Genomic DNA, 13,571 nt, shown 5'->3' with positions numbered 1-13,571 from the left:
CAGGAAACCGAACCCTTTTTATGTTTTGACCATGTTTTGTTGTTTTCGAAAATCGGAAGGAGTAAGTCCAGTTTTCTTTTTGAAAATAGTATTGAAGGAAGACTTGGAAGAGAACCCAACATCGTACATGACTTCTTGAACGGTAAGATTTGTGCTTGAATCGCTCAGCAATTTTTTTGCTTCCTCTATCCGGTAAGAATTCACAAAATCGAAGAAATGTTGGTTGAACGTTTGGTTGATGGTTTGTGAGATTTCCTTGGAGGACAAATCCATAAGCCTTGCCAGATCGCCGATATTCAAATCGGGATTCGCGTATAGCTTTTCCTGATGCATTTGTCGCGTAAGTTCTTCGGCATATGCCTTACGGTTTTCCTCGTCAAGATTGGACCCTGCATATTTTTCGGTCAACGTATCCGAAGGTTGCAAAAATAGTTGCGGCTTTTTCAATGCTTTGAACAAGGTGCCATTGATAAAAACAAACAGGATGACCACGAAGAGAAAAAGTGTTATGTACAGGTATTTCGCCAGCGGTGAAAACGGAACAATGGATTGAACCATACCCAATATCCAGATCACCCCAATGGAATTAAGGATAAAATCAAACCATTTTACATCAACCTTTGTGGCGTTGGAATAACGTTCCTTTAATGACTTTTTATACTTTTCCAGAACACGCTTCGACAGCCAAAAATAAATCAAGGGATGGGCGTAGAGCAGCATAGCTATCAGCAACACTGCACTAGAACTTCCATCGGTCACCGCTGTTTGGGCGGCTTCATAACTTGGCACACCCCACGTATACACCAAAAACAATCCCAATAGACAGATTACAAATGGAAGTAAATGTACAATCTGCTTTATTCCGAATTTAAAATCTTGTTGAATGTTGGATTTTACGTACCAAAAAATCAATGGCCCAAAAAGCAAAAGGAGTGCATCATCCAATAGAAAAAAGAGGGGCAAAACCTTTACATTATCGGTCAATTGCAAGAGCATATCGCCAATATTGATTCCTAAGGCCAAAAAGAAAAAGCCCAGAAACAAATTACTGGCTGTCTTCCTTCTTTGATTGGTCAATAAGAAAACAGCAATAAAAAACAATTGGAACGTAACAACCAGCAACAGTGCAATGTTCCAATTCAGTTCCATCAATCTTCCTTCTTATACTTGTCGAACCATGCTATGGTATGGGCAATTTTAGTGATCAGATTACTGGGTTTACTTGCAATTCCGTGGCTTGCCCCAGGAATTTCGACCATAACCGTCTCAATCTTGCGCAGCTTAAGGGCATGATAAAGTTGTTTCGCTTCGCTTGGAGGGGTTCGTAAATCATTCATCCCGACCATCACCATAGTCGGGGTCTGGATGTTCCCCACCAACGAAATGGGCGAAAATTTCCAGTAACCTTCAAAATTCTCCCAGGGTTGTCCGGGATAGCGATGATTGAAATAATAAAAATAATTGTCGGCCACCAAGGTTTTACTGATCCAGTTCATGACAGGTTTTGCAACTACCGCAGCTTCAAACCTATTGTTCTTTCCAATCATCCACGCCGACATAATTCCGCCAGCACTTCCCCCGGTAACAAACAATTGGTCTTCATGGGCAATTCCTTTTTCAATACAATAATCCACCCCGTCCATAACGTCATTATAATCCTCTCCAGGGTAGTTGTTATATAGCAAATTCGCAAATTCTTCCCCATAACTGGTGCTTCCCCGAGGGTTTGGATAAAAAACGATATACCCAGCGGCGGCGTACAATTGCATCTCGGTTGAAAATCGGTCACCATAATTTAAAATAGGACCTCCATGATTTTCCACCATAAAAGGATATTTTTTGGAAGCATCATAATTTGGAGGATAAACCACCCATCCTTGGATATCGCGCCCGTCCACGGATGATTTGTACCAAACTTCCTCCACTTTTCCCAATTCTCGATAATTAAGCAAAGCTCCATTCAGATTGGTAATCCTTATTGGGTTTTTTGATTTTGGTTTAACGATGGCCAATTCGGACGGATAGCTCGGACGCGATTCCGTATATGCAATAGTCCCATTTTTGGAAACACTGAACGATCCACTTGCATAGGGCCTGCCCAAAGTGGTGCCTCCTTGATTGTCTATTAATTTGGAAACAGCACCGGAAAGAGAAACCTGTCCGACCTTTCCATTGCCCTTATCATCATATTGGATATAAACCCCATCACTTTTTGCATTCCATTGAATATCGGAAATGGTTCGGTCCAACCCTCCAGAGATGACCTTTTTATTGTTCCCATCAATGTTCATGATGTGCACTTTTCTAGTTTGAAAAGCTTGCACCTTATCTTCATATCCCAAATAGGCAATATACCTGCCATTAGGAGATACCCTAGGGCTGTAATCCGGCCCATTCCTATCGGTCAAGGCTTTTATTTCACCGTTTTCCACATTGACCGAATATATTTCGCTATTGCGGAAACGATACTCCCAATCTTCCACCCTATTGGCTGAAAAGTAGATTTTGCTGCCATCGATGCCCCAAGAAAGTGTACCTCTATGATGCCAATCCCCAGATGTGATCTGCCGTGGCGCTCCGCCATCTGCCGGAATGGTAAAAATATGGTTGAAACCAGGTTTTATATAACCTCTACCATCGGCCTCATGATAAACCCTATCCGTTATCCGTGGAGCTTCGGCCCATTTTGCGCCTTTTGGCTTTTTCGGCATCTTGGCAATAACTGGAGGTGCTTTAGGCACGTTCATGGAAAAGGCCAGTTTCCGTCCATCCGGAGACCAAGTCAACGAACTTGGGCTAAAAGGCAACTGCGTCAGTTTCGCGACCTTTCCAGATTCCACCCAATACATATAGATTTCCGAACCTTCATCCGTGCTGCTCGAAAATGCAATCCGATTTCCCGAAGGCGACCATACAGGACTGCTCTCACTGGACTCCCGTAAAGTTAATTTTTGGTGTTGGCTCCCATCGGTTTTGATCATCCATAAATTTCCAACGGAACGATCTTTCATGATATCAAAGCCCATTCTTCTGTACACCACCCATTCTCCGTTTGGAGAAATTTGGGGGTCGGAAACGTACTGTAGGCCAAATACATCGAGGTAGGAAAAATTTTGTTTTTGTGCCATTGAAAATTGCAGGGCACTGGCTGCAAGAACGAAAAGAAGAAGTCTCCGCATAGTTTTGAAATTTGTAGTTTTAAAGGTAAGCAAAAGGAAGCTCCTTAAAAACAAAATTGCAAATGCAACTCAACATTTCCATCATTCAGCTTATTACCATTTGTGCCGTTGCCAACGGGTTTGTTTTTGCATTTCTATTGTTGGAAAAAAAGGAAAATCGCTTTGCCAACCGATTTCTTTCACTTGGGTTGATTTGTATGTGCCTGACCTTTACTCCGTATATGCTGGATCCTGCCATTTGGAACAAGTACAGGTGGCTGGCTTGGATGCCTTTTTCGCTTTCGTATTGGATCGGCCCTGCTTTCTATTTTTATGTACGTACCCTGACCAATCCCGGTTTTCGGTTTACAAAAAGGCATCTTTGGCATTTTTCCCCAATCATTCTTAACTACATCCATAGCATCTATCATCTTATTTTTCCAGGCCATTATCTGCCTTGGCACCGGTTTCACTTTGTGGCGGAACTTCTTGAGTCCGCAGCTATCGTTTCCATTTTAATATATATGGTCCTCTCTTTTAAATGGGTCAAAAGATATCAGGAACAACTTTTTGACAACGTTTCCAACATCACCAAAATTGATCTTCAATGGATACGAAAAACCATAGTGGTCATTATCGTATCCTTTGTTATGATATTTATTTTTCTTTGCGTGAGCAGTGGTATAAGCGGGATGGTTTTCTTTCATCAATGGGATGAGTATAGGGCAGCCATTCTACTGCTGTATGCCTGTATGTTGTATTGGTTGAGCATACATGGATATAGACAAGCGCAGACCATTAAAATCTCCAAACCGAAGGACTTGCCTGGCAATCTTCCAAATGAAGAATCAAAAGCGATTGTTGACAAATTGAACGATGCCATGCTTGGCGAAAAACTTTTTAGGAATCCTGAATTAAACCTGACCAGTTTGAGCAAAGCTGTCGGGATTGCCGAAAGATCCATTTCTGAAGCACTAAACGGTCATCTGAACAAGAACTTTTATCAGTTTGTAAATGAATATCGAATTAAAGATGTTCAAGAAAAGTTGATGGATCCCGAAAACGCCCATTTAAAAATCCTCAGTCTTGCATTTGACGCCGGATTTAACTCCAAAGCTACCTTCAACCGTTTATTTAAAGGCTATACCGGTTTGACTCCCAAGGAATTTAAAATCCAAAATTTAGGTTAAAAAACACTTTTTGAGACGTACAATCGTGCATTGAGACTTTTGTGAGATGGCTTCATTCCTACATTCAAGGAAAAATCACATCATGCAAAAAACAATCTTAATTCTCTTGTTCATTACATTTTCATTGTCTTCATTTTCGCAATCCATAAAGGATTTGGATTTTTTAATCGGCACATGGAAAGTTGTCGAAACCATTTTACCAGGTACGGAGAAAGCGTATCAAGAAATCGGAACCAGGACCTGTTCGTATTACCTCAACGGAAGTTTTATTAAATGCGAATCCGAAACAGTGATTCAAAAAAATGGAAGGAAGAGATATTACTCCTATGTAATCAACTACGATGAAAAGGAAAAATGTTTTAGGGCCACCAACTTTGCCCATGATTTTCCGCTGCACGGGCAATTCAAATGGTTTTTGGACAAGGAAAACCAGCGGATTATTGCCATAACACCCAAAAATGTAATTGAGGATCGCTTTTTTAGGGCAACCATATCTTATGCGGAGCCGAACAAACTGGTCTGGAACGGATGGGCCAGTGTTTTTAAAAAGGATAAGGAATGGGTACAGATTTTTAATGATGTAGCTACCAAATCAAAATAGTTCACATGGAAAGGACAAAACTGCTTTGGGCAATTTTGCTCGTTTTGGGTGCCTGCCAACAACCTCCTGAAAATGAAAATCGGGAAGCGTTCACCAATTTTCTGGACTACGGCGAACACCCAGTCGGCTTTAGGACACTTTTTGTATCCGACCTCTCTAGGGAAAATGTTCCCTACGCCGATTGGAGTGGAAAACTCTACCCCACAAAGGAAGAATCCCCTGGAAGGAATTTGCCGTTGCACATTTGGTATCCTGCGGAAGAGAATTCACAAGAACCCTTGTCTTACGAGCACTTTGCACGTTTGAACGTTGTTGGTACGAAAAAGCAGTTCCAAGAACAGGATGATTCATTCTTCAAACAAATCTTTTCCTATCAGGTTCGTGAATTGGGAGGAGATAAAAGTTTTGGTCCTGCCCAAATGGATACGTTGCTGGCCTTGAAAACAAGATCATCACTTCATCCAAAAGCACTTCAAAAACAATTTCCTTTGGTCATTTTTCCAAATGGATCCAGTCCTGCGTTTCAAAGTATCCTTTGCGAGTTGCTGGCTAGCCATGGTTATGTAGTAGCTGGAGTCTCATTAAAAGGTCAATTTTCCCATCCCATAGATGCTTCGGTTCGGGGGTTGGAGGTTGCCGTGGATGATCTGGAATTTGCACTCCAAGAACTTTTGAAACTTCCGAATGTGGACAAAAATCAAATTGCTTTGCTGGGTAACGCCATTGAATCCTCCTTCTGCGCAGCCCTCGCATCTCGGAATGAAAAGATAAAGGCATTGGTCAGTTTGGAAGGTGGATTTCTGAGTCAGTTTGAGCAAAATATTTTGAGCGAGACCAGTTTCTATCAACCGCAACATATGGCTATTCCCATCATGGCGATATATGCTCCCCATCCCAGCATTTCTCCGCACTATATTTACGATTTAGGTTATAGCGAACAGTATTTTGCACATTTCCCTGGCATGACCGAGTTTCATGTCTTAAACTTTGGGGTGTTTGAAGAAATAGTCCCCAACATCATAGGCGAGCCAAAAGGAGATACCAAAAAAGGGTTTCAAGTTACCTCTGATCTTGTATTGGCCTTTTTAGATGCCAAAACGAAATATCAGGGAGACCAGTTGGATGAATACTACAGTGGTGGAATTCCACAACAGTTTGAAAAGACGGTCGATACACTTTTTAGATTAGACGGATTGCATCCCCCACCCAATATGGCCATACTAAAGAACCTTTTTATCGCCAAAGGGATATCTGCAATTGATAGCGTCTATCAATCCCATGTTTCCGAAGGAAATCCACAGCCATTTTCAAACACCTTTTATAACGATTTTAAAAACTGGTTGGCCTGGAAAAAAGACCCTGACTATAAAAACCGGATGCGTTTGTATGAAATGGCCGTGGAGAGCCATCCAGAATCGACCTTAAATCATTACCGCTTGGGTTATTATTTGGAAAAGAACAATTTTATTGAAAAGTCCCAATCCCATTATAGAAAAGCCCAAAAGTTATTGGAGCAAGACGACTCGTTAAGTCCTTCATTAAAAAAAGATTTAAAGGAAGCATTGGACGAAGCCATCAAGTAGCTGTACTTTCCTAAGTCTGTTTAGTAAAGAATTATCGCATGGAACTTGCTATATTTATGCGAAACACTGAACTAAAGAAATGGACTTTAGGGATAAAAAAGTACTAGTTACTGGGGCCTCACGTGGGATTGGCAAAGCCACTGCTATTGCATTTGCTGAAAAAGGGGCGAAAATTGGCATCAATTTTCGCAGCAATCTGGCGGAAGCGGAAAAAACCCTAAGGGAGTTACCCGGTGATGGGCATCAACTCTTTCAAAAAGATATTGCCCAAAAAGAAAACTGCGAAGCACTCGTAGCGGATTTTGTTTCCACCTATGGTTCCTTGGACATTCTGGTGAACAATGCCGGAATTTCCATTTTCCACGACATTGATGAGGTGGATTTTGACCATTGGACCCATGCTTGGGAAAATACCTTTAAAACCAACTTGTTCGCAGCTGCAAATATGTGTTATTGTGCTGGGCAAGCGATGATGAAATCGGGTGGTGGCCATATTGTAAATGTATCATCAAGAGGAGCATTTCGGGGAGAACCGACCAAGCCTGCCTACGGGGCCAGCAAAGCTGCATTGAACGCCATGAGTCAATCCCTCGCCAAAAAATTGGCCCCGCATAACATTTATGTCGGAGTGGTTGCTCCGGGCTTTACCGAAACCGAAATGGCCGCGGTTACCCTAACACCCAAGGAACGTGAACATTTGTTGCGGGAATCTCCCTTTCAGCGCATGGCGCAACCAGAGGAAGTGGCCCATGCCATTTTGTTTTTGGCTTCCGATGGTGCCAAGTACTCCTCAGGAACCATAATTGATGTCAACGGAGCCTCCTATTTAAGAAGTTAGTATGAAGGCCTCCACCATTGCCCAACTTAAAAAAGAACTGCAACATCGTTCTTCAGATGAGCTTTTGGCACTATGTCTCCGTTTGGGTCGATTTAAGAAAGAGAACAAAGAGCTCCTCACCTACCTGTTGTTCGAAGCCGACCATGAAGCAGGGTACATTGAAAGTGTCAAAGCCGAGGTTGATGAATCGTTTTTGGAAATCAACACCAATAGTCTTTACTATGTCAAAAAGAGTGTCCGGAAAATTTTACGGAACATCAAAAAGTACATCCGTTATTCAGGCAACAAAGAGACCGAGGTGGAATTGCTGCTCTACTTCTGTCAAAAACTAATGGATTTTCGACCTTCAATCCGTAGAAACATTGCCTTATCCAATCTGTATGACCGGCAATTGACCTATATCCAGAAAAAAATTACAGCCCTGCACGAAGATTTGCAATACGACTATGGCCAGGCACTTGAGGATTTAAAAAAGTTCTAGGCAACCATCCTGCAAAAAGAATCGTCTTTCTTTTTACAAACCATATCAATCATTAAACATGGAAGTAAATAACAAAACGGCCCGCTTGGCCGGATTTTTCTATTTTTTAATAGCGATAACAGGAATATTCAGCCTGATGTACGTTCCCTCCCTGCTCATAGTTTGGGACAATCCTGCGGAAACCATTGCGAATATCAAGTCTTCAGAATCTTTATTTCGGATGGAGATTCTTAGCGAGTTACTTTGTTATCTATTTTTTATCCCCCTCCCTTTGATTCTCTATCATCTATTCAAAAACATCAACAAAAACCAGGCTGTACTCATGGCTATTTTGGCCATTGTCAGTGTTCCTATTTCATTCATAGCTGTAGTTCATAAACTTGATGTTCTATCCTTGATCCAGGATGCTGAATATCTGAACATCTACAGTTCGGAACAGATAGAGGCGCAAGTAATGCTTGCCTTCAAATCATATTTCAATGGAATCTTAGCCGTACAGGTATTCTGGAGTCTATGGCTATTTCCTTTTGGATATTTGGTCTTTAAATCAGGATTTCTTCCAAAAATTCTGGGAATTTTTCTAATGGTCGGAAGCGTTGGATACTTTTTGGATTTCATAGGACGTATTATTTGTTCAGACTATGGGAATCTTTGGATAGCTGACTATATTACCATTCCAGCCAGTATTGGTGAGCTTGGAACCTGTTTGTGGCTGCTAATTATGGGAATAAAAACGGTTGCTCCGGCCACAAAAGACTAAGGAGTGCAACCTCCGATTCTGCCATGGAGCATGGCTAGAACTTTAGGATGCTTTGTTTTGCAAAATCTGAGGCAGTAATTGGATCTCCATTAATAGTTCCGGTGTCCCAGTCTTGCGTTATTTTCCATTGTCCATGAATCTTTTTCAGAACGATGTGAAACTGACCATAGCTGTACTTGGTGGTTCCATTCTTATCGATAAACCCAATCCTGTAAAATCCGACCTCGTAGGAAGCAGTAACATTGGTATGTCGACTATCAAACCAAAAATCCAATGTGATTGAGATACCATCTGCTTTATTTTGCTTAAAACGTTTAAGGTTGTTTGCTTTAAAAGTATTTTCAATATCAATTCCTTGTGGAGTTACCCTAAGCACTTCATCTGCATAGGTAGCATTTAATGCTTCCCCGTCCAAGGTTTGAAAGGCTTTCTGAAAAGGTTTCCAAACTGTTTGATCTATCTCTTTTTGTAATTCGGCAACTGATTGCGCTTTAACATGTCCCAAAATGCCAAAAACCAGAATAATTGTCCATCGTATCATATTTCAAAGATAATATCGTACCCTATATAGTTTATCTTAATCCACCGAATCGATTTTACTTCTCTCTTTTTTGAACAATAAAAAAATCAATCCTGCAAAAGCAATCAGGGCGCAGGCATTCATGGTGATCGGAATGTTCCCGTAATTATCTTGATAATACCAACCACATAAAAGAGCTCCCAGGCCAATACCTGCCTCAAGAGCAATAAACATGGTGGCTATGCCTTTTCCCCGTTGATCTTCAGGACTCAAATCGACTGTCCACGCATTCAACGCGGGTGAAAGAATTCCGGCAGCAAGTCCATACAGTGCCGCTGCTACCATTAATCCATTTGTTGTTTGATAAAAAGCCATAAGCACCAAGGCACAGCACAACATAAAAAGTCCTGTTATGGTCACTATCTTGCGCCCCATCCTATCAGAAACTTTTCCTGCCAAAAAACGGATTGTCAATGAAGCAATGGTAAACACAATAAAGAAACTCCCCTTGTTGCGTATCCCTAAATAATCACTCCAATCAGGAATCAACGTTAGCACCATTCCAAATGCAAAATAGGACAGGAAAGTAATAACTGCGGGCGTCATCACTTCCAACGAAATGATATCCCTACTTGAGATTTTCAACATGGATAGCGCAAACTGTTTTTTATTGACCAAGGTTTCCCGAAGTCTATAGATCAAGACTATTGACAGTAACGCCATGGCAGAAGAGCTGTGAAATAGCACATCATAGGAATAATGTAGTTTGATGGTGCTCCCAATGGCCGGACCCAACGCAAGACCACAGGTAAAAAATACGCCTTGAATTCCAAAAGCTTCGCCCCAACGTTGGGCAGGAACAACGTCCGCGACGTAGGCTGCAATGGCAGTTGGGGTAAATCCTGTTGAAAATCCATGAACCAACCGTAAGAACAAAAATCCCGCTACGGTAGTCAAAACAGGATATAGAAACCCGCAGATTATACAAACCGATGCACCAAAAATCATGACAGGTTTACGCCCTATCTTATCGGTAAGTAATCCACTAAATGGTCGAGAAAAGCCTGCAGTCAATGTAAACAGGGCAATGATAAGACCAATGTATTTTGAACCGCCAAGTCCGGAAAGGTATCCCGGTAATTCAGGAATAAGCATGTTATAACTGCTTGAGAAGAGCAAGGAACTCAAGCACAGTAACCCAAACCGAAGATTGTAGATCGGGTGTGCTATTTTTACTTTGGTAGTGCTATCTTGTACATTCATAAAAGTACTCCAAAGAAATAGCCCGTTTTTGAACCTGAAAAGGACATTTGTCCCAATCCTCAAAAAATGATACGTGTCAATACTGAATTTCTGAATTATGTCACCCGATTGAAAAACTCTGGGGATTATCCCATGCTGGTGGAAGAAGAAGTTCCTGCCGGAGAAAAAATCATAGTGCAGAAAACCAAGGTCTTCGCCCTATACGTCATCAAAAGTGGCATGGTCAAATGCTATCATACCATAGACACCGGCACCTATTTTATACAAGAGTTTTTTGGTGAAGGTGAGCCTTTTGGTGAGATTGAAATCTTTACCGAGGCATATAGCTTTTGTACGGTTGAAGCCCTTACCCCTATGTCGTATTTCAAGATTTCCAAGACCGATTTGGAGGAACTCATCAAAAAAGATAAAACCTTCAACAATCTTATCCTGAAAATGATGGCTTCCAAAATTCGGTATACCGCGGTGCGCCATTCGTACAACCAATCACATTCTTTGGAACAGAACCTCAAACGATTGGTCAATGATTTTCCAGATTTGCTGCAAAAAATCTCAAAGACCGATATTGCCAATTACCTTGGTATTACGGTAAGAAGCTTGAATCGGGTTTTGAAAAATTAGATTTTGATTCTACCAAATAATTCTAATAAGGAATTGTTATTTCATTGTAATATATTTACTACGTTTTATAGAGTATATTACTAAATTATTAGCGCCATGCATTTAAATTATTCGTTTATCAAAAAGAAGAACACCGTTATTGGATTTATATTAATAACGATTTTCTTTCAATCTAACGCTCAGACACCAGGACCTTTTGAAATTGGTCAGGCAAGTTCCGGAGCAACACTTTTGGTGGGAAGACAAGATGGTAATCCGAGCATAAAAGCAAGTTCTCAAGGTACCGGCCACCTGATTCTTGATTCAAATTTTGGACAATATGTAAGTCTTAATCATTACAACTCAGACAATATAGTTTTAGCCCTTGGAGGTGGAAAAACTGGTGTGGGAATAAATCAACCTAAAAGCAGACTCCATGTATACAACGGCGCTTCTGGCCGTGTTCCACATGGCATAGCTGATTTAGCTGTTGAAGATGATGAAAATGTTATGCTATCACTTATGACCTATAATACACGCACAGCCTACTACGGATTTGCTGATTCCGATGATGATTTTGTAGGAGGCATACAATACTCACACCCAAGCGATGCAATGTATTTTAGAGTTAACAATCATTCTTCAGACATGATTATCAACAAGCACGGTAATGTGGGAATTGGAACTACAAACCCCGGAGGATACAGATTAGCTGTAAATGGAAACATCCATACTAAGGAAGTTAAGGTGGATCTAACAGGTTGGTCAGACTTTGTTTTCAACCAAGATTATTTATTGCCGACGTTAACTGAGGTAGAAAAACATATTAAAGAAAAAGGACATTTAAAGGATATTCCTAGCGCTAAGGAAGTGCTGAAGAATGGAGTTCTTCTTGGTGAAATGGATGCCAAATTACTTCAAAAAATAGAAGAGTTAACCCTTTATACAATCCAGCAAGAGAAAAAACTTGATATGCAATCCCAGGAAATTGAAAAGTTAAAATCCTTAGTTACAAATTTATTGGAATCCACAAATTAGTAGCTAAAATTATCCAAGACCAACATCCAACATCATCATGATAATGAATCCTCCGATAAAGCCCATTGTCGCAATGTCAGTGTATTTATCACGTTGCGTCTCAGGAATTACTTCCTCAATAACAACAAAAATCATTGCACCTGCGGCAAAAGATAGGGCATAAGGAAGAATAGGTTCAAAAGTAAGTACGGCCCATGCACCCAGGACGGCAGCAATAGGTTCAACAATTGCGGATGCTTGTCCATACACCCAGCTTTTCCAACGACTAAGACCTTGTCGGCGTAACGGCATGGCCACGGCAAAGCCCTCGGGAAAGTTTTGAAGACCAATTCCTAATGCCAAAGCAACGGCACCTCCGATGGTTGCTCCATCAAACCCTGCAGCCACTCCTCCAAAAAGAACGCCCACGGCCAACCCTTCAGGAATGTTATGCAATGTGATGGCAAGGGTCAATAGTGTGGTTCTATGCCAAGGTGTTTTTACTCCTTCAGCCTCACTTTCCTTAAAATTTATATGCAGGTGGGGAAGCACTTTGTCCAATCCAAAAATAAATGCAGCGCCCAATAAAAAGCCAACCGCGGCTGGAATCACTTTCACAAAACCTTCCCCTTCACTCATTTCGATTCCGGGAGCCAACAAACTCCAAAAACTTGCAGCAACCATTACTCCACCCGTAAAACCCAACATCCCATCAAGAACTGCACGGTTCATCCCTTTGAATAAAAAGACCAAGGCAGCACCGGCAGCCGTCAATCCCCAGGTAAACAATGTGGCATAAAAAGCTGCCAAAATGGGATTTATACTTTCAAAATATTCAATTACCTGTTCCATTAATCATTCAATTTTACGTAAAGATTAGATGCTATTTGATGTGAAATATGAAGTTGTTTTCCGTCCATTTGAATATGAAGCGACTGATCAAACTCTTCCTTTTCAAGAATTTCGATGGTCTTCCCTAACGCAATACCATTTTTATCCAAAAATTTCAAAAAGGTTGATGAGGTATCCTTTACTCCAACACAAACCCCTTTGGCATGTATTGCAACATCGCTCAACAATTGCTTGTCGCGCTCCATAAACTTTCCATCCTTGCTGGGAATTGGGTCTCCGTGCGGATCGTATTTGGGAAAGTCCAAAAGTTCATCAATTTTATCGATGAGCTTTTCGCTTTTAATATGTTCCAATTGTTCCGCAACCTCATGGACCTCATCCCATGAAAAATCCAATTTCTTGACCAAAAACACCTCCCAAAGACGATGTTTTCTAATAATGGAAAGTGCAGTTTTAACTCCAAAATCCGTCAAGGAAACCCCTTGGTACTTTTTGTAATTGACCAATCCTTTTTCAGCCAATTTTTTGGCCATATCCGTGACCGAAGATGGTTTGGTTTCCATCTGTTCGGCGATGGCATTTGTGGCAATGGGAACGGAATCGCTTCCTCCTAAATGGAAGATGGTTTTAAGATAATTTTCTTCCGAACGGGTCATCAAAAAATAATTTTTTCAAAAATACATTTTTATTTGTAAAAACAAATTTTTA

At 41.0% G+C, this 13,571-nt stretch carries 14 protein-coding genes; 8 read left to right on the top strand and 6 right to left on the bottom strand.

Annotated elements, in window-relative coordinates; all coding sequences use genetic code 11:
• Nucleotides 1-18: 18 nt before the first annotated feature.
• The gene (locus ACULLH_RS03025; RefSeq protein ID WP_454087250.1) at nt 19-1,149 is read right to left on the bottom strand and encodes a helix-turn-helix domain-containing protein; all 1,131 of its coding nucleotides are present in this window, start codon (nt 1,147-1,149) and stop codon (nt 19-21) included.
• Entirely contained in the window at nt 1,149-3,179 is a 2,031-nt protein-coding gene (locus tag ACULLH_RS03020) for a S9 family peptidase (protein ID WP_454087249.1), read from the bottom strand. Before ACULLH_RS03020 ends, ACULLH_RS03025 begins: the two co-directional genes overlap by 1 nt.
• A 62-nt stretch (nt 3,180-3,241) precedes the next feature.
• On the opposite strand from ACULLH_RS03020, the gene ACULLH_RS03015 reads away from it, so the two are divergent.
• From ACULLH_RS03015 to ACULLH_RS02990, 6 genes are all read left to right on the top strand, one after another.
• Nucleotides 3,242-4,348 (top strand): helix-turn-helix domain-containing protein, encoded by a 1,107-nt coding sequence (locus ACULLH_RS03015; protein WP_454087248.1) that lies wholly within the window; start codon nt 3,242-3,244, stop codon nt 4,346-4,348.
• A gap of 82 nt (nt 4,349-4,430) precedes the next feature.
• A complete protein-coding gene (locus ACULLH_RS03010) occupies nt 4,431-4,949 on the top strand; it encodes a hypothetical protein (RefSeq protein ID WP_454087247.1) in 519 nt (172 codons plus the stop codon).
• A gap of 5 nt (nt 4,950-4,954) precedes the next feature.
• Nucleotides 4,955-6,532 carry an acyl-CoA thioester hydrolase/BAAT C-terminal domain-containing protein gene (locus tag ACULLH_RS03005; protein ID WP_454087246.1) on the top strand — a complete coding sequence of 526 codons (1,578 nt, stop codon included), beginning with the start codon at nt 4,955-4,957 and terminating at the stop codon, nt 6,530-6,532.
• A gap of 79 nt (nt 6,533-6,611) precedes the next feature.
• Nucleotides 6,612-7,370 carry an SDR family NAD(P)-dependent oxidoreductase gene (locus tag ACULLH_RS03000; protein WP_454087245.1) on the top strand — a complete coding sequence of 253 codons (759 nt, stop codon included), beginning with the start codon at nt 6,612-6,614 and terminating at the stop codon, nt 7,368-7,370.
• Between the two features lies 1 nt (nt 7,371).
• A complete protein-coding gene (locus ACULLH_RS02995; protein ID WP_454087244.1) occupies nt 7,372-7,851 on the top strand; it encodes a hypothetical protein in 480 nt (159 codons plus the stop codon).
• Between the two features lie 58 nt (nt 7,852-7,909).
• Nucleotides 7,910-8,611, top strand: a complete 702-nt coding sequence (locus tag ACULLH_RS02990) for a DUF4386 domain-containing protein (RefSeq protein WP_454087243.1) — start codon at nt 7,910-7,912, stop codon at nt 8,609-8,611.
• Between the two features lie 34 nt (nt 8,612-8,645).
• On the opposite strand, the gene ACULLH_RS02985 is transcribed toward ACULLH_RS02990, so the two are convergent.
• Complete coding sequence (locus tag ACULLH_RS02985) at nt 8,646-9,152, bottom strand: YybH family protein (RefSeq protein ID WP_454087242.1); 507 nt, start codon at nt 9,150-9,152, stop codon at nt 8,646-8,648.
• A 36-nt stretch (nt 9,153-9,188) separates the two neighbouring features.
• A complete protein-coding gene (locus tag ACULLH_RS02980; protein ID WP_454087241.1) occupies nt 9,189-10,394 on the bottom strand; it encodes an MFS transporter in 1,206 nt (401 codons plus the stop codon).
• A 66-nt stretch (nt 10,395-10,460) separates the two neighbouring features.
• Here ACULLH_RS02980 and ACULLH_RS02975 point away from each other — a divergent pair, with 66 nt between their 5' ends.
• Nucleotides 10,461-11,015, top strand: a complete 555-nt coding sequence (locus ACULLH_RS02975; protein ID WP_454087240.1) for a Crp/Fnr family transcriptional regulator — start codon at nt 10,461-10,463, stop codon at nt 11,013-11,015.
• A gap of 96 nt (nt 11,016-11,111) precedes the next feature.
• Complete coding sequence (locus ACULLH_RS02970) at nt 11,112-12,032, top strand: hypothetical protein (RefSeq protein ID WP_454087239.1); 921 nt, start codon at nt 11,112-11,114, stop codon at nt 12,030-12,032.
• Nucleotides 12,033-12,041: 9 nt separating this feature from the next.
• On the opposite strand, the gene ACULLH_RS02965 is transcribed toward ACULLH_RS02970, so the two are convergent.
• Both ACULLH_RS02965 and ACULLH_RS02960 read right to left on the bottom strand, forming a co-directional pair.
• A complete protein-coding gene (locus ACULLH_RS02965; RefSeq protein WP_454087238.1) occupies nt 12,042-12,863 on the bottom strand; it encodes a ZIP family metal transporter in 822 nt (273 codons plus the stop codon).
• Entirely contained in the window at nt 12,863-13,519 is a 657-nt protein-coding gene (locus ACULLH_RS02960) for a metal-dependent transcriptional regulator (RefSeq protein ID WP_454087237.1), read from the bottom strand. The genes ACULLH_RS02965 and ACULLH_RS02960 overlap by 1 nt, the downstream gene beginning before the upstream one ends.
• Nucleotides 13,520-13,571 lie beyond the last annotated feature (52 nt).

This window comes from Flagellimonas sp. 2504JD4-2 (assembly GCF_053642935.1).
The sequence above is the reverse complement of the archived record's forward strand: the minus strand, read 5'-3'. Positions and strand labels throughout refer to the sequence as shown.